Origin of the sequence: Burkholderia sp. AU45251 (assembly GCF_030482905.1) — a bacterium.
GTDB classification, from domain to species: Bacteria; Pseudomonadota; Gammaproteobacteria; order Burkholderiales; family Burkholderiaceae; genus Burkholderia; species Burkholderia aenigmatica.
Window position 1 is genome coordinate 1294862 of the sequence record NZ_JAUJQH010000001.1, and the last position, 16888, is coordinate 1311749.

General features: G+C 67.6%; 17 protein-coding genes. 6 read left to right on the forward strand and 11 right to left on the reverse strand.

Annotated elements, in window-relative coordinates:
* Positions 1-2: 2 nt before the first annotated feature.
* The 7 genes from QZM67_RS05740 to QZM67_RS05770 all read right to left on the reverse strand — a co-directional run bounded on the left by QZM67_RS05740 (position 3) and on the right by QZM67_RS05770 (position 6535).
* Positions 3-1178, reverse strand: a complete 1176-nt coding sequence (locus QZM67_RS05740; RefSeq protein ID WP_301801211.1) for a cytochrome P450 — start codon at positions 1176-1178, stop codon at positions 3-5.
* 101 nt (positions 1179-1279) lie between these two features.
* Complete coding sequence (locus QZM67_RS05745; protein WP_122947699.1) at positions 1280-1546, reverse strand: YodC family protein; 267 nt, start codon at positions 1544-1546, stop codon at positions 1280-1282.
* Between the two features lie 336 nt (positions 1547-1882).
* Positions 1883-2743, reverse strand: a complete 861-nt coding sequence (locus QZM67_RS05750) for an oxaloacetate decarboxylase (protein WP_301801212.1) — start codon at positions 2741-2743, stop codon at positions 1883-1885.
* A gap of 175 nt (positions 2744-2918) precedes the next feature.
* Complete coding sequence (locus QZM67_RS05755) at positions 2919-4586, reverse strand: ankyrin repeat domain-containing protein (RefSeq protein ID WP_301801213.1); 1668 nt, start codon at positions 4584-4586, stop codon at positions 2919-2921.
* A 192-nt stretch (positions 4587-4778) separates the two neighbouring features.
* The gene (locus QZM67_RS05760) at positions 4779-5207 is read right to left on the reverse strand and encodes an N-acetyltransferase (protein ID WP_301801214.1); all 429 of its coding nucleotides are present in this window, start codon (positions 5205-5207) and stop codon (positions 4779-4781) included.
* Positions 5208-5265: 58 nt separating this feature from the next.
* Complete coding sequence (locus QZM67_RS05765) at positions 5266-6126, reverse strand: MurR/RpiR family transcriptional regulator (protein WP_175022112.1); 861 nt, start codon at positions 6124-6126, stop codon at positions 5266-5268.
* 55 nt (positions 6127-6181) lie between these two features.
* Complete coding sequence (locus QZM67_RS05770; RefSeq protein ID WP_301801215.1) at positions 6182-6535, reverse strand: YgiW/YdeI family stress tolerance OB fold protein; 354 nt, start codon at positions 6533-6535, stop codon at positions 6182-6184.
* A 232-nt stretch (positions 6536-6767) separates the two neighbouring features.
* Here QZM67_RS05770 and QZM67_RS05775 point away from each other — a divergent pair, with 232 nt between their 5' ends.
* On the forward strand, positions 6768-7430 hold the full coding sequence (locus QZM67_RS05775) for a response regulator (RefSeq protein ID WP_011354376.1): 663 nt from the start codon (positions 6768-6770) through the stop codon (positions 7428-7430).
* The gene (locus tag QZM67_RS05780) at positions 7427-8803 is read left to right on the forward strand and encodes an ATP-binding protein (protein ID WP_175022110.1); all 1377 of its coding nucleotides are present in this window, start codon (positions 7427-7429) and stop codon (positions 8801-8803) included. Before QZM67_RS05775 ends, QZM67_RS05780 begins: the two co-directional genes overlap by 4 nt.
* Before the next feature lie 145 nt (positions 8804-8948).
* On the opposite strand, the gene QZM67_RS05785 is transcribed toward QZM67_RS05780, so the two are convergent.
* Complete coding sequence (locus QZM67_RS05785; RefSeq protein ID WP_301801216.1) at positions 8949-9506, reverse strand: hypothetical protein; 558 nt, start codon at positions 9504-9506, stop codon at positions 8949-8951.
* A gap of 135 nt (positions 9507-9641) precedes the next feature.
* On the opposite strand from QZM67_RS05785, the gene QZM67_RS05790 reads away from it, so the two are divergent.
* From QZM67_RS05790 to QZM67_RS05800, 3 genes are all read left to right on the forward strand, one after another.
* The gene (locus QZM67_RS05790) at positions 9642-10088 is read left to right on the forward strand and encodes a MarR family winged helix-turn-helix transcriptional regulator (protein ID WP_301801217.1); all 447 of its coding nucleotides are present in this window, start codon (positions 9642-9644) and stop codon (positions 10086-10088) included.
* Between the two features lie 33 nt (positions 10089-10121).
* Positions 10122-10490, forward strand: coding sequence for an antibiotic biosynthesis monooxygenase (locus QZM67_RS05795; RefSeq protein WP_301801218.1), 369 nt, complete (start codon positions 10122-10124; stop codon positions 10488-10490).
* Positions 10491-11048: 558 nt separating this feature from the next.
* On the forward strand, positions 11049-11249 hold the full coding sequence (locus QZM67_RS05800; RefSeq protein ID WP_043180118.1) for a membrane protein: 201 nt from the start codon (positions 11049-11051) through the stop codon (positions 11247-11249).
* Between the two features lie 479 nt (positions 11250-11728).
* Here the strand turns inward: QZM67_RS05800 and blaPEN-bcc are convergent, their stop codons facing one another.
* Positions 11729-12676, reverse strand: coding sequence for a PEN family class A beta-lactamase, Bcc-type (gene blaPEN-bcc / locus QZM67_RS05805; protein WP_301801219.1), 948 nt, complete (start codon positions 12674-12676; stop codon positions 11729-11731).
* 128 nt (positions 12677-12804) lie between these two features.
* On the opposite strand from blaPEN-bcc, the gene penR reads away from it, so the two are divergent.
* Complete coding sequence (gene penR / locus QZM67_RS05810; protein WP_175022105.1) at positions 12805-13695, forward strand: beta-lactamase transcriptional regulator PenR; 891 nt, start codon at positions 12805-12807, stop codon at positions 13693-13695.
* Between the two features lie 498 nt (positions 13696-14193).
* Here the strand turns inward: penR and QZM67_RS05815 are convergent, their stop codons facing one another.
* Together QZM67_RS05815 and QZM67_RS05820 are read right to left on the reverse strand one after the other, a co-directional pair.
* Positions 14194-14445, reverse strand: a complete 252-nt coding sequence (locus QZM67_RS05815; protein ID WP_011354368.1) for a hypothetical protein — start codon at positions 14443-14445, stop codon at positions 14194-14196.
* 96 nt (positions 14446-14541) lie between these two features.
* Complete coding sequence (locus QZM67_RS05820; RefSeq protein ID WP_175022103.1) at positions 14542-16764, reverse strand: amylo-alpha-1,6-glucosidase; 2223 nt, start codon at positions 16762-16764, stop codon at positions 14542-14544.
* Positions 16765-16888: the final 124 nt, after the last annotated feature.

The following is a 16888-nucleotide window of genomic DNA, read 5'->3' on the forward strand; positions in this document are numbered from 1 at the left end:
CGTTACCGTACCGCGTCGAACTTCGGCATCCTGACATTGGTCGACGCGCGGTAATCCCAAGCAAGCCCGTCGTGCGGCAGCCCGCCGCCCGCACGCAGCCACGCCCCGAACGACCCCGCCGTTACCGCCCGCGCGATCCGCTCGCCTGGGCAGCCATGCGGCCCCGTGCCGAAGCCGAAATTCGGCCCGGCCGTGCGGACGGGCATGAACCGGTGCGGATCGCGATGTACGGCCGGGTCGCGGTTCGCCGCGGCGAGCACGACGAGGATCGCGTCGCCGGCTTCGACGGTCACGCCTTCGATCGTCGTGCGCGATGCGACGAAGCGGCGCGTGTTCTGTACGGGTGAATCGAAGCGCCCGACTTCGGCAACGAATGCGTCGAGCGCGGCATCGTCCAGCACGGCGTGCGCGGCGCCCGCTCCCGCCTCACCGTTCCACGCCACCAGCGCATTGCCGAGCCACGCGGCGGTCGCCTCGCAAGTCTGCGACAGCAGTCCGACGAGATTCGCGACCATTGCGCCGCTGCCCTGCCAGCCCGACGCGCGGGCCGCCTGCTGGACGGCGGCGACGAGCGTGCCGTCGTGCGCATGCGTCTGCGCGACGCGCTCCGTCATCCGGTCGAGCAGCTGCCGCGCGGCGTCGCTCGCGCGGGCCAGGGCGACGGTATCCGACAACGGTGACAGCGCGGCGACGAAATCGACGACCCGCGCCGCGATATCGTCGAGCTGCGTCTCGTCGAAGCCGAGCAGATCGGCAACCGCGCAGACGGGCACCGTCATGCACCACGCATTCAGCGCGCCGGCATCGCCCGGCGCCGGCAAGCGCCGCGCGGCAAGCTGCGCGGCTCGGGCGTGCAGCGCAGCCGTGTCGATCGGCGCGAATGCGGTGCGCAGCGCCTGCTTCGGCACGTCGTGCCGCAACGTGCCGTCGTTCATGCGCACCAGCTCGCCGAACAGCGCGCCGGCCGTTGTGCCGCGCAACGCGGGCGGCACCGGTGCGTCCAGCGGGCGCACGCGGCAGGCCGGATGGCCGAGCACGGCCGTCACGGCGGCCGCGCGGCTCGCGACCCACAGGCCGAGCGTGGCGTCGAACGCGAGCGGCGGCCCGTCGACGAGCGCCGCATAGTAGGGATAGGGATCGCGGTGCGTGACCGCTGCGATGGGATCGGTCGGGTTCATGCGGACAGTATCGGCGTAGCGCGCCGCCGCATGTTTCGGGCTGGCGTGAAATGTCGCGGCGCGGGCATCGCGCGTGGCCGCATCGCGACGACCGGGGAACGTCAGGCAGCCGACCGGTAGCGATGCGACTGCATGCGCATGCGGACGCGCCCGGCCGAAATCGCGCGCGGCTCGGGCACCACCGTGTCGTGATGGAACATTTCCTGCCGGAATTCGCCGTTTTCGTCGAACCACTGGCAGATCAGCCAGTCGCCGTCGTCGAACACGACCGGCCCGGCATAGGTGACGGTCATGCGCGGCCCGCCCGTCTTCAGCGTCACGACATCGCCGACGCGAAACCGGACGCGTTGATTTTCTCGGATCGTCATCGCTCTCTCAGCATTTTTATATATCGATATTTTCGGCGGCTCACCGACCGTTCTTGCGAAGGTGCCGCAGATTATCAATCAAAAAACCGGCCGGCAACTCCCACGCAAAAAAACTCACGGCGAGGAAAATGCAACAATGCGCGGCATCGATGCGCACGGCGGGCGCCCGCTCGCCCGAGCCGGCGCGGCTTGCGCGCCGGCCCCGGTCGAACGGGCGGAATGCGGAGAATAGACGATGAATATTGCGTCGTCACCGACGTTTAATTCGGACGCGAAATCGGTTGATTATTGTCAATCAATATATCGGCTGGAAACGATCCCACGATTTATTTGCGCTCATTCCCCGAACAAACCCGGTGAATTATCGGGCGACGCAAACCAGCGGTTGATATCGCGCCCGGGCACGGCCGCTTGCGTGAACGTGAACGTGCCGTCCTGCGCCATCTCCTTCGCGGCGCGCAGGAACGCGCCGAGCGCGGCCCGCGCCAGCGCGCCGCCGACGCTCACGCGCTTCACGCCGAGCGCCGCCAGTGCGTCGAGGCTCAGCAACCCGCCCCGCAACCCCATCACGACGTTCACGGGCGCACCGACCGCCTGCGTCACCGCCGCGATTTCGTCCGCATCGGTGATGCCCGGCGCATACAGCACGTCGGCGCCCGCGTCGCGATACGCAACGAGCCGCGCGATCGTATCGGCGAGGTCGGGCCGGCCATGCAGGTAGTTTTCGCAGCGCGCGGTCAGCGTGAACGGAAACGGCAGCGCGCGCGCCGCGTCGACGGCCGCCGCGACGCGGTCGATCGCCGCATCGCGCGCGTAGATCGGCGCGTCGGCACGGCCCGTCGCGTCCTCGATCGAGCCGCCGACCGCGCCGGCCTCGGCCGCGAGCCGGATCGTTTCGGCCACCGTGTCGGGCGCGTCGCCGAAGCCGTTCTCGAGATCGGCGCTGACGGGCAGGCCGCCCGCGGCAACGATCTCGGCGATGTGATCGAGCATCGCGTCGCGGTCGATCGCATTGTCGGGCTGACCTTTCGAAAACGCGTAGCCGGCACTCGTGGTCGCGAGCGCCTCGAAGCCGGCCATCGCGAGCAGGCGCGCGGTGCCGGCGTCCCACGGGTTCGGGATGATGAAGGCGCCAGGGCGTGCATGCAGGGCGCGGAACGCTTCGGCTTGGCGGGCTTGCAGGTCGGAACGGGTCATCGTGGACTCCGGAAGGAAGTTGACGACTGAGCTTACGCCGGTCGTGCACACGACGTTTCAGCGTTCATCGAAATGTCGTCGCGCGACAGGAAAAAACCGGTGCGCCGACTGCGTGCCGGCAGCCGGCAACGAGCGGGCGGGCGCCGCCGCCCGCCCGGTGCCGGCCCGCCGTCGCTTACTTCGCGGCGGCTACCCCGCCGTCGATACCGAGCAACACGTCGGTGACGGCCTCGGAGAAACGCATCGCGCGACCGTCGATCAGCACGCCGTCCGGATTTGACGGGTCCCGCGCGGCTTGCGGCACGCCGTGCGCGAGCAGCAGCCGCGCGCAAGCCTCCCAGTCGGACGCGCCGACCTGCTCCGGTTCGTTGACGGATGCCCAGGACAAGGTGCCGAGCGCATCGCTCTCGAACCCGTGCAGGTCGCGCCAGTTGGCGCCGTGCGCGAGCAGGAACGCGAGCAAGCCCGCATCGCCGCGGAACACCGCATGATTCAGCGCGCTCGCATCCCAGTCGCCGCCCCGCGCCGCGATCGGCCAACCCAGTTCGACCATGACCTTCACCGCGTCGCCCGACCCCCACGCGGCCGCATCCGGCAGCAGTCGCAGCCGCTCGCCGGGCAGCGCACCGGGCAGTTCGGGATGGCGCATCTGGATGCGCCGTGCATCGTCGGCATCGGCGCGCGCGCAGGCCGCCACGAACGCGTCTGCCGCGTCGAGCGGCTCGTCCGCGCCGGCCGCCCCCAACAGCGCCGCGACGTCGGACAGCCCGGTCTGCATCGCCAGCCGGTACGCACTGACGCCGGTCGGGGTCCGCGCGCGCGGATCGGCGCCGGCCGCCAGCAGCGCGGCGACATGGCGTGCCGAGCAGCGCACGCCGATCGCCCGCAACAACGGCGCGCCCCAGGTCTGCGCCAGCCCCGCGCCGGGCGGCTCGTTCGGGTCGCCGCCATGCGCGAGCAGCAGTTCGAGCGCGTCCGCGTCGCGCATGTCGAACGCGCGCCGCAACGCATTCGTGCCGCCCACCCGCGCGCCATGTTCGAGCAGCAGGCGCGTACAGGCCGGATTTTCCACCGAGTGATACAGCGATTCGCCGTCGTTCGGATCGGCGCCGGCTTCCAGCAGCATGGCGGTGAGCACCGGATCGCGATTGACGCCCGCCGCACCGTACAGCGCCGACAGCGGCTCCGCTTCGTCGGGCGCGGCGAGCGAAGCCGGCGGAAAGCGGTTGCCGATCCGCTGGTTCGGATCGGCGCCGGCATCGAGCAGAAGACGCGCGCAGGCGCGCAGTCTGGCGGCAAACTCGGGAATCTGCCCGAGCCGCGAATGCGTGACGGCGACCAGCGGCGGCAGCTTCAGCACGCCACCGGCGCGCGCGATCCAGCCGGGATCGGCGGCCAGCGCCGCCTTCACCGCGTCGAGATCGCCGGCCGCGCATGCGACGGTCGGATCGCCCGCAACGAGATCGGGATGGTCAAGCAGCAGTTGCACGGCAACACGCGGCCGGGGGGCGTCGTAGCCGCCGGTCACGTCGCCGCCGTACGCCAGGTCGAGCCAGCGCCGGATCAGTTGCGACCGCGGTTGCCCCGCCAGCGCATGCGTTTCGACGAACGCGCCGAGATCGGCCCATGACGCAAAACCGTACTCGCGCGCAATGCAGGATTGCGCGTCGTGCAGCCGGAGCCCGAGCGCGAGCGTTTCGTCGTGTGTGCGGTGCGCGGCGGCAGGCAGAAACCGGATGAAGTGCGCGACGGCATCGGCGTCACCCTGCCGGTACAGGCGCAACAATGCCTTGGCCTGCTTTTTCAGATGTTCGGGATTGGCCCTGGGGGGCAGCTTTTTCATGCGAATCCTCGTGCAGTATTGGCCGAAGGTCCGCAATACCGCCAGCACAAAGGACAGGTGGAAAGCTGAATTTGCTGCGACAGGTGGGTTCAACCCTTTCCGCGGACCCGGAAGCGACCTGCATCGCTGACCGGTATCCTAGGCGACGGCCGGCGACCTCGTCAACCGCGCCGCGCCATGCGGCGGCGGCACTCAGCCCGCGGCCAACTTCTTGGTCAGGAAAATGCGCGAGTGTCCGGCTGGATAATCCGGCAGTTCGCCGAAACGGACATAGCCGCGCTTCTCGTAGAACGGCCGCGCCTGGAAGTCGAACGTGTCGAGCCACGCGCTGTGGCAGCCGCGCGCGACGGCTTCCGCCTCGGCCAGGTCCATGATGCGCGTGCCCGCACCCTGGCCGCGCGCGGCCTCGGGCACCACGAGCAGGTCGACATGCAGCCAGCCGTACGCGGTACTGCCCCACAGGCCACCGACCACCGCGCCTTCGCCATCGGTCACGACCACGGCCAGCGAACGGGCATCGATCGGGCCCGCCTGGCTTTCGTTGAACCGGATGAGCGGCGCGACGATCTGCTTGCGAACGTTCGCGTCGCCCGCGTCCGTCACCTCGTATGTGAACGCCATCGGTTGAATCCGCTTGAATCGAAAATGATAAGGCGGCGTTGAAGCCGCACGTACCGCGTCAGACGACGTAAGCGCCCTTCGCATGAAGTTCCGCTTCCGTGCGCTCGAGCGCGGCGATCGCATCGCTGCCTTCGAGCGCCAGCAACTGCGCGACCAGCGCTTCGGCCATCGCATGCGCGGCCACCAGCGACGGGAAGAACGACGGGCTGTCGTGCGTGAAGATCAGCTGTGCATCCGCGTGCAGCGCGATCGGCGACACCGCGCTGTCGGTGATCGCGACGATCCGGCTGCCCTGCGCCTTCGCGGCCTGCGCGACGCGCGTCGCTTCCGCCGAATACGGCGCGAAGCTGACGACCACGGTCACGCTCTGCTTCGCGATCGTCCGCAGCTCCATCTCGAGCGAACCGGCGACACCGCTGAGCAGCGACACGGTTGGGCGGAACAGCCGGTAGCCGTACACGAAACCGAACGCGACCGGATAGCACGAGCGAAACCCCGCGACGTGCACATGCGACGCCTTGCGGATCAGTTTCGCGGCATCGGCGAGCGCGTGCTCGTTCTGCGCGGCGGTGGCCGACAGGTTGTGTTGTTGCGCGGCGAGCAGGTCGTGCGCGAGCGACGCCTTCGCGTCGGGCCGCACGAGCGAGCGCGCCCGCTGCGTGAGCGGCTCGGGGCGCGTGCGCACGCGCGCGACGCACAGGTCGCGCAGCTCGTTCCAGCCGGGGAAGCCGAATTGCTGCGCGAGCCGCACGAGCGACGCGGGCTGCACTTGCGCGCGCTGCGCGACCTTGCGCATCGACGAGGTGGCGACTTCGTCGGGATGATCGAGCAGGAAGGCAGCGCCCGCCTGGAATTGCGGGCTCAGCTCGGAAAATTGCGCCCGGATCCGGGACGCGAGTTCGTCGAAATTGGCGGCCATCTTGGTGGGAACGGGAACCGGTCGTCCATGGTATCACCGGCCCCGCGCGCACCGGTCAGCGCAGCACTTCGACGTGATCGGCGTCGACCTTCACGCTGCCCGACCATTTGCGCTCGAATTCGCCGGTCACCTTCACTTCGTTCTTGTCGCTGACGGGCTGGCCGGCCGCCCACAGCTTGTGGTCGATCTCGACGCGGATCGTGCCGGTTGCGTCGGCGAATTCGTAATCCTCGCCGCCGACATGCTTGACGATGCGCCCCTGCAACTGCACGTGCTGGTCGTCCTTGCCGTTCGCGAGCAGCTCCTTCACGGTCGTCGGGGTCAGCGTGGACGGTCCCGTGTATTGCGCGTAGACGGCGGCAGGCAGCGTGGCGAGCGCAACCGTCAGGATTCTGGCCAGGTGTTTCATGATCTCGGTCCTCTTCTTCGATGTGACGCCGCGCCCCGTTGAACGCGACGGCGCCAGATTACGGACCGTAAGATTAAGCAAACCTGAAGGTCGCGCCGAGGCGACATGGCGCCGCATTGGACGAGTACGAAAGCCCGCCGCGCGCCGCCCGCATTTAAGGTCCGCCTAAGACACGTGCGCTTATCATGGGAACCCCGGGTGCCACGGCACCCCGTTGAAGAGACACCAATTCATGCGCGTATTGCTCGTCGAGGACGATCCGCTGATCGGCAGCGGGCTCGAACAGGGCCTCAAACAGGAAGGCTTCGCCGTCGACTGGGTGAAGGACGGCGACGCCGCGTCGCTCGCGCTGCGCGCGACCGGCTACGGCCTGCTGCTGCTCGATCTCGGGCTGCCGAACCGCGACGGCCTGTCGGTGCTCGCCGCGCTGCGCCGCCGCGACGAAAACCTGCCCGCGATCATCATCACCGCGCGCGACGGCGTGCCCGACCGCATCGCGGGCCTCGACAGCGGCGCGGACGACTATCTCGTCAAGCCGTTCGAGCTCGACGAACTGCTCGCCCGCATCCGCGCAGTCAACCGCCGCCACGCCGGCCGCGCGCAGACGACGCTCGTGATCGGCCCGCTGCGGCTCGATCCCGTCAAGCACCTGGTCTGGCTCAATGACGACGAAGTGCCGCTGTCGCCGAAGGAGTTCGTGCTGCTGCACGAGCTGATGCGCGACCCGGGCGCGGTGATTTCGCGCGAGCAGTTCGAGGAGCGGCTGTACAGCTGGGGCGAGGAAATCGAGAGCAACGCCGTGCAGGTGCATATCCACAACCTGCGCAAGAAACTCGGCCACGACATGATCCGCACGGTGCGCGGCGTCGGCTACCGGATCGGTGACGGCGCATGACGCACATGCAACGCGCGATCGTACGCTGGCGCCGCGCATCGCTGCGGCGGCGCCTGCTGATGTGGCTGCTGCCGGCCGCCTGCGTGATCGGCCTCGTTGCGAGCGCAGGCACCTACTGGGGCGCGCTGCGCGAGCTCGACGACCTGCTGGACGACCAGATGCGCAGCATGTCGAAGCAGATCGTCGTCGGCCCGAACGGCGAGCTGTCGTTCAGCAACCACGCCAACGGCAAGCACGGCTTCGAATCGAGCGACCCCGACGCCGTGCTGCTGCAGGTCTGGCGCAACGGCACGCTCGTGTATTCGACCGACCGCGATTCGAAACTGCCGCCGCCCGCGCAGAAAGGCATCGCGAGCGTCGACGTCGGCGGCCAGCCCTGGCGCACCTATGTGACCGAGCGCGGCGGCACGACGATCCGGCTCGCGCAAGCACGCCATGCGCGCTGGGAAGCGATCGCGGCCATCGCCGTACACCTGCTGTGGCCGGTGTTCTCGATGCTGCCGCTACTCGCGATCAGCCTGTGGTTCGGCATCGGCGCAGGGTTGCGGCCGCTGCGCACGATTGCATCCGGCCTCAAACGCAGGAATGCGAATAATCTGGAACCGGTCGACGTCGGTGCGATGCCGAATGAAGTCCGTCCGCTCGCCGAAGCGATCAACGATCTGCTCGCGCGCCTCGACCGCTCGTTCACGCTGCAGCGGCACTTCATCGCCGATGCCGCGCACGAATTGCGCACGCCGATCATGGGGTTGTCGATCCAGTCGCAGTTGCTGCGGCGCGCGTCGACCGCCGAGGAGCGCGAGCACATCCTCGCGCAGATCCAGGCCGGCACGACGCGCCTCGGCCACCTCGCCGAGCAGCTGCTGACGCTCGCGCGCCTCGAACCCGATGCGCAGGCGGCCGCCTCTGCATCGACGCCCGTCGATCTCGCCGCGCTGTGCCGGTCGGTGGTATCGGATCGCACGCGCGTCGCCGACGCGCACCGGATCGATCTCGGTGCGATCGTGTCGACGCCCGTGATGACGTCGGGCAATGCCGACACGCTGCGCGTGCTGCTGAACAACCTCGTCGACAACGCGATCCGCTATGCGGGCGACGGCGCGCGCGTCGACGTGTCCGCGCGGATCGACGGCACGACGCCCGTGCTCGAAGTCGCCGACGACGGCCCCGGGATCCCGGAAGCCGAACGCACCGACGTGTGGGAGCGCTTCTATCGCGGCGAAGGCGCGCAGGCCGTCACGTCGTCGGGCAGCGGGCTCGGGCTGTCGATCGTCAAGCGGATCGCCGAACAGCATCGCGCGACGGTGGCGCTCGGCACCACGCGCGGCGGACGCGGGCTGACCGTCACCGTGCGCTTTCCGCTGCCGGCCTGACGCGCGGGCGACGCGCGGCTTTTCCACAGATTGTGTTGGCAAGCTTGTGGACAACCTTCCATTAACGGCATCAAGCCATTGATCGGAAAGGGTTTGTCGGTGGTGCGCGGCAAATGCGCCAGCCGGGGGCGGCGCCGCGCCCGGATCAGTTGTCGGTGACGATCCGCTCGACCTGCAGGCCGGTCGACGTTTCGAGGATGCTGGCGTGCTCCCTCACGACGCAAAACAGCCGGCCCTTGGGATAGTCGTCCGGCCTTTGCCGGGTCCGATCCTCGGTGTGAACGATCACGGTACCGTTGAGCGGATACGCGCCAACACGTTCACCCATGAAATAGAGCTGACCGTTCAGCTGGTAATAGCCATTCCCGAGGTACCAGAACGAATCGCTCCCCGTCGCGATCCGGTCAGCGCCCAGGTAGACCCCGTCGCCCTTCCTGACGATCGGGAAGAACAGCAAGCCGATTTTCGATTCGATGATCGTGTAGTGATTGGCGCGGATGTCGTCGATCACCTTGTCGCGCAGTTCGTCTTTCATGCGTTCGGTCTTGCCGAAGTACGCGGTCTCGTACCTGGCCGGGATGCACGCATGCGCAAGCGTGCCGCATGCCAGCGCCACCAACGGCACGGCGATCGTTTTCCAGATCGTTCTCACTGATTTCTCTCCAGGTTCTTTATTGTCGGCCTGCCATCCGGCGCGGCACATCGCGGTACTTGTTACCGGTGCCGGATCGCGTCGCCAGTTTACCTACCCGCTCTCGTTCAGTGACCTTTATTCCTCATATTGACAACTAGTTGTCTATTACGTAAAGTAGTTGTCAATTCATCACGCATCTCGAACATGACGAAATCCGCGAAGTTGACCGCCGTCGCGCTGTCCGTATTCCGGTTGAACGGCCTGCTGATCGAATGGGGCAACACTTTTGCCGGGCCGCACGGCCTGACCAGTGCGCGCTGGCAGGTGCTGGGCGCCATCTCGCTGGCGCCGGAAAACCCGAACATCCCGCAGATCGCCGACGCGATGGGCATCACGCGGCAGGCCGTGCTGAAACAGATCAACGTGCTGACCGACGAAGGGCTGGTGCAATCGCGGCCCAACCCGGCGCACAAGCGCTCCCCTTTGTACGCGCTGACGCCTCGCGGCGAGGCGGCCTATCAGGCCGTGGTCGAGCAGTGGCAACAGCATGTCCGCGACATCGCCGGCGACTTCAGTTCGGCTGACCTGGATGCGGCGATCCGCGTCCTGTCGGCGATGTCCAGCGCGCATGGCGCCGATGCGCCGACGTGATGCGCCGAATCCCCCTCACCCGAAGGAGTTCCCATGCCTCATTTCAAGCCGATGGATCCGGCCTTTCCGATCCAGCAACAGATCGCGATCGACGCGGAACCGGTCGTCCTCGTCAACGTGTTCACGTTGGCCGCCGGCGACGAAGCGGACTTTCTCGCCGTATGGAAGGACGATGCCGAATTCATGAAGCGGCAGCCGGGATTCATCTCGACCCAGTTGCATCGCGCGCTCGGCGACAGTCCGACTTACCTGAACTACGCGATCTGGGAATCGACCGAAGCGTTTCGCGCGGCCTTCACGCATCCGGAGTTCGTCGCCAAGCTGTCGGCCTATCCGTCGTCCGCGGTCGCGAGCCCGCACCTGTTCCAGAAAGTCGGCGTGGCGGGTATCTGCACTGCGTGAGTGCACGCTCGAAGCGAGGCAACGCGTGGCATTCGCGGGGGTGTTGCGCATCGCTCGCACACCCGGACTTCTCCACAGAAAATGTTGGCAAGCTTGTGGATATCCTGCGCACCGCAACGCTAAGCCCTTGATCCGATGGACTTTGGCACGCGTGATGCAGACGAGGCCCCGTTGATGGCCGTCACGGACACCGCGTCGCCGCAGTTCGCGTCACGACGCCACGACGATGCACGCCGCAGTCGGCGCACACGTGCCCGCCATGCGCGGCGCCACTTACCCACAGATTTTGTTGGCAAGCTTGTGGATATCCTGCGCAAGCCTGCGCTAACCCGTTGATCGAGCTACGGTTCATGCGCGGCGTCACGGTTGCGGCAACATGCGGCCCGGGCAGGCGCGCTGGCGGACGATCCCGCGCAACAGCAGCGCACCACCGTCGCCTTGACGCTCGCGCCCGTCACGCGTCAAGATCACGCGAGCCGCACGCGGCCGCGCGCGACGGCTCAACGGCCCGGCCGTTCCGCCGGTGCCGCACCACGACACATCACTCCGAGGAAGACCATGGAACACTTCACCGCGTTGCAGTGGGTCGTCTCACTCGTGCTCGTCGCCGTCGTCATCTATCCGTATGTCCGCATCGTGCGGCGTACCGGGCATTCAGGCTGGTGGATCCTGACGATGTTCGTCCCGGTCCTGAACTTCATCATGTTGTGGGTGTTCGCGTTCGCGCGCTGGCCCACCGTCGACGATCGGCAGCCCTGACCGCCGCCATCGCGGCCGCGTGGCTTGTCCACAGATTGTGTTGGCAAGCATGTGGATAGCCTGCGCATACCCCGGGCAAGCACTTGATCCGAAAGACTTTGTCCGCGCCGCTTCAAATGCGGCACGCGGCCGGGAAAGTGTTGCTCACACACCCGTTCGCCACGTGACGTTGCGCCTTCCGCGCGTGCGAACCGGCTTGTCCACAGATTTTGTTGGCAAGCGTGTGGATAGCCTGCGCATACCGCGGGCAAGCGCTTGATCCGAAAGACTTTGTCCGCGCCGCTTCAAACGCGGCACGGCGGCCCGCGCCGCGCCGAATGCGGCCGCGCACGAGCTTGTCCACAATTTTTGTTGGCAAGCATGTGGATATCCTGAGCATGCGTGACCTAAGTCGTTGATCGCACAACGTTTCGAAGCGCCGGTCACGACAGCGGCACGGCTTGCATGCGGATCTCGTCACGCACGCCGCGCCGCCCTGCTCAACCGAACGCCTTGGCCACGATGCGCGCGACCCCGGCAATCACGTCGTCCTTCGCCTTCGCATCGGCACGCGCCTGCGTGTAGTACACGACCAGCACGATCGGCGCGCTCGACGTCGGCCAGATGACGCCCGCGTCGTTCGTCGTCCCGTAGTCGCCAGTGCCCGTCTTGTCGCCGACCTTCCACCCGGCCGGCACGCCGGCACGAATCCGCTTGTCACCGACCTTGTTGCCGCGCATCCACGTGACGAGCTGCGCACGCTGCGCGGCCGGCAGTGCTTCGCCGACCATCAGCACGCGCATGCTCGCGGCCATCGCGGCGGGCGTCGTCGTGTCGCGCAGGTCGCCCGGCAGCGCGGTATTCAGTTCGGTCTCCCATCGATCGAGCCGGAACGCATCGTCGCCGATCGAACGCGCGTAGGCGGTCACGGCCGACGGGCCGCCGATCAGCTTCATCAGCAGGTTCGCGGCCGAGTTGTCGCTGTACTGGATCGCGGCCTCGCACAGCGCGGCGACCGTCATGCCCGCATCGATATGCTTCTCCGTCACCGGCGAATAGTTGACGAGGTCGGCCTTTGCGTACGTCACGCGCTGTTGCAGCAATGCCGGACGGTCGACGCTCTGCACGAGCACCGCCGCACTCAGCATCGCCTTGAACGTGCTGCAGAACGGGAAGCGCTCGTTGACGCGATGCTCCGCGCGCCGGCCGCTCGCTGTATCGATCGCGCACACCCCGAGACGGCCGCCCGCGTCGCGTTCGAGCGCAGACAGCGCCTCGTACATCTCCGCATCGAGCCAGGCGGCCGTGGCCGCCGCGGCCGCCGCGGCGGCCTCGCTCGCCGGGTCCGGTGCGGCGGTCTGCTGCGCCGCGCACGCGGTGGCGGTCAAAACGAGCGGCGCCGTCGCGGCAGCCAGCAACAGGGTTCGACGTTTCGGAGAATGGGTCATGTCGGTTGTCTTGTGGTGGAATGAAGGCGAAAAGGTGGTAAAAACGCCCGGCCGGCGAGACAGCACTATCGACACTTTACGGTTGCCTGACAAGCAACGATAATTGAGCGCTGACGATAGATATTCTTATGACTAAGCTCCGCCCTCATCTTCCGCTCAATGCGCTGCGCGCGTTCGAATCGTCGGCTCGCCACCTGAACTTCACGCGCGCCGGCCTCGAGCTGAGCGTGACCCAGGCCGCGGTCAGCCAGCAGGTGCGTTCGCTCGAGGAGCGGCTCGGCTGCACGCTGTTCATACGGCTGCCGCGCGGCCTCGGGCTCACCGACGAGGGGCGCGCGCTGCTGCCGGTGCTCAGCGACGCGTTCAGCCGCATCGAGACGGTGCTCAAGCAGTTCGACGGCGGGCGCTTCCACGAGGTGTTGACGCTCGGTGTCGTCGGCACCTTTGCCATAGGCTGGCTAATGCCACGCTTGAAGCAGTTCGGCGATACGCACCCATTTGTCGAGTTGCGGCTGCGAACCAACAACAACGTCGTCGATCTCGCCGCCGAGGGCCTCGACTTCGCGATTCGTTTCGGGGAAGGCAACTGGCCGACGACGCGCAACGAGCGCCTGCTCGACGCGCCGCTCACCGCGCTGTGCGCGCCGGATATCGCGCGGCGCCTCGCGCAGCCGGCCGATCTCGCGAACGAAACGCTGCTGCGCTCCTACCGCACCGACGAATGGCTCGGCTGGTTCGAGGCCGCGCAGCTCGCGCCGTGGGCGGTCAACGGTCCCGTGTTCGATTCGTCGCGGCTGATGGTCGAGGCCGCGATGCAGGGCGCGGGCGTCGCGCTCGCGCCGGCGCGCATGTTCGAGCGCGAACTGCAGCTCGGCCTGCTCGCGCGGCCGCTCGACATCGACGTGTGCGCCGGCGGCTACTGGCTCACCTCGCTGAAGTCGAAGCCGCTCACACCGGCCATGACGCTCTTTCGCGACTGGATCGTGGCCGAAGCGGCCGAGACTGCGCAGGCCGAATGACACGGCCCTGCTTGTCCACAGAAAGTGTTGGCAAGGATGTGGATATCCTGGGTACCCGGGACCTAAGCCCTTGATCGCGCACGAATTAGCGCACCGACGCAGACATCGGGCAGCCCGTGTGCACGGGCTTCGCACGCCGGCCTCCGGCGCGCCCGATCCTCAACTGTCACGACGCAATCGATTGCGAGTTATCCACAGAATATGTTGGCAAACCTGTGGATATCATTCCAGTGCGACGCGTAACACCCTGATACAAAAGGGGATTCAATACACGAACCTTACACGGTCAACCGTGTGGCAGCGCACGCGCTTTCGCCCGGCCGGCGCCGCGCACCCGGCCGGAGGCCGGCCGGTTCTCCACAGATTGTGTTGGCAAGCTTGTGGATATCCTGCGCATCGGCCGCCTAACTCATTGAGCGCACGGGGTTTTGTGCTTCTTCTGCAGAATCGGGCAGCACCGGCGCAGCCCGTGCGGCAAGCGCCGGCGCCATCCGCGCATCAATGCCGGTCAAGCCCGCCGCGCAATTCGCTCGCCTTGTCGCGCAGCGCCTCGTAGCCCGAGCGCGCATGCTCGGGCAGGTCGGGATCGCCGATCAGCGCGCCAAGCGTTTCGATCAGGCTGAACAGAATGCCCTTCGCCGCGCCGACCGCGATGCTCTGCGATTCGATCGACTTGTGCAGGTGGTCGACCGCCGCTTCCAGATTCTCGAGCTTGTGCTCGCTGTCGTCGGGCCGGTTGTCGGTCGTCATCGTCTACCTCCGCCATCGTTCAAGGGTCATGTCACGATTCTATGCCGCTGCGCGCGAACGTGGCGCGACATCGCGCAACGTTCGCGCAGCACCACGTTACAGCACTGCGACCACCTTCACGCGGCCCGGCTGCTCCGCCGATGCGACAACCTGGCCGTCGACGCGGCGGAAGGTGAGCGACACGGTTTCGTCGCCGACGCGCAGCGCGTCGATCCGCAGCCAGTCGACGCCTTCCGGCAGCGCCGGGCGCTCGACCCGCACCTCGTGGCGCGACGCATCGATGCTCACGCCGAGGCAGGCCTGCAGCATCATGAACGGCGCACCGGCCGCCCACGCTTGCGGCAGGCAGGCGACCGGATACGCGGTCGGCGGTTCGCCGCGCCGGCGCGGGAACCCGCAGAACAGCTCGGGCAGGCGCATCTCGAAGCTCACCGCCGCCTCGAACAGCGCGCGCAGCAGGTTCACCGCGGCCGTCTTGTCGCCGTAGCGCGCCAGCCCGCGCGCGATCAGCGCATTGTCGTGCGGCCATACCGAGCCGTTGTGATACGCCATCGGGTTGAAACGCGGCTGGCCGGCCGCAAGCGTGCGGATACCCCAGCCCGTCTGGAACAGTGCCGAGCCGAGCACACCGGCGACCGCCGCACCGCGCTCGGCATCGGGCAGCCCGAACGCGAGCAGGTGGCCCGCGTTCGATGCGAACACACGGCACAGGTCGCCATGACCGTCGAGCGCGATGCCGTAGAAATCGCCTTCCGGCATCCAGAACAGCGCATCGACCTGCTCGCGCAGCGTCTTCGCGCGCAACGCGTAGCGCGTGGCGTCGGCCGCATGGCCGCGCCGGTGCGAGCACATCGACATCGCATCGAGCGCCGCGCACGCATACGCCTGCACTTCGACGAGCGCGATCGGCCCGTCCGGGAAGCGGCCGTCCGCGTGGAACACCGAATCGTGGCTGTCCTTCCAGCCCTGGTTCGCGAGGCCGCGCTCCGACGTGCGCTGATAATCGAGCAGTCCGTAAGGATTGCGGTCGCACTTGTCGATCACCCATTGCGCGGCACGCTCGAGCGCGGGCCACAGCTCGTCGATCAGCGCATCGTCGCCGGTGCGTTCGACATACGCGCCCGCGAGCACGATGAACAGCGGCGTCGTATCGACACCGCCGTAGTACAGCGCGAACGGCACCTCGCCCGTCGCGGCCATCTCGCTGCGGCGGAACTCGTGCATGATCTTGCCGGGCTCCGCGTCGCGGAATGCGGACGTCTCGCGCGCCTGGTGCTCGGCCAGGAACCGCAGCACGCCGCGCGCGAGCGACGGCTGCAGCCACAGCATCTGCAGCGACGTGATCACCGCATCGCGGCCAAACGGCGTGGAGAACCACGGAATGCCCGCATACGGGTACGGCCCCGTGTCGAGCTGTGTCGTGAGCAACCCGAGATCCGCGAGCGAACGGTCGAGCCACGCGTCGAACAGCGGATTGCCGGTGTTCACGCGCGCCATCGATTCGCGTCGCGCGCGCATTTCGCGGTGCACGCCGACGAGCGCGGTGCGCAGCGCGACACGGCCACACCCCGGTGCTTCCGCATGCACCGGACCGAGCGTCGCATCGACGGTCAGGTAAATCGACACGCAGGCCTGTGCGGCGATCGTCAGCGTGTAATCGGCACGATCGACCGACAGCGCGTCGGGCGCCGGCGAAAAATGCACGGTTACGTTGCGCTCGACACTGTCGAGGCCGTCGTAGCGCAGCCGCACCGCGCCCGCGTCGACGCGCGGCGCAACGACCGTGCCGCGCTTCGGGCGCTGCGTGCCGCGCACCTCGAACATGTCCTTGAAATCGGCCGCGAACGACAGCGACAGCGGCACCTCGGCTTCGCTCGCGCCGTAGTTCGTCAGCGTCAGCGCCTCGTAAAGCACGTCGCCCGCGAGCACGCGCATCCGCTCGATGTGGATCACCCCTTCCGGCGTTTCGTGGCCGCCGAGCGGCGGCAGCGGGCGGTTCGTCAGGTGCGCGGTGAACGATGCGTTGTCGGCGCTCGTCGCGCCCGACAGCAGCGACGGCGCGCGGCCGCCGAAAGTCAGGCGCCACTTCGACAGCACGCGCATGTCGTCGACGAACAGGCCGTCGTCGTGACCGCCGATGTCGCCGAGCGCGTCGCTGACCACGAACGCGTCACCGGATTTCAGGACGTACTGGTTGTTGCGCGCCAGTGCCTGCGGATCGGCTTCGGGCGCGATGAATGCGGGGACCGACGCTGCGGTCGGGGCAACAGGCGCGGCTTGCGGCGCCTGGGTCGTCGTGGCTTCAGCGTGATTCGGCATCGATGCTCCTGTGTCGGGTCGCAACGCGCGGCGCGTCGCGTCGCGTCGCGTGTTTCGCACAGGATAGGACAGAACGGGGGACGTGCGCAGCGACGAAAAAGACGCGATGCCCTGCGACAGGGTC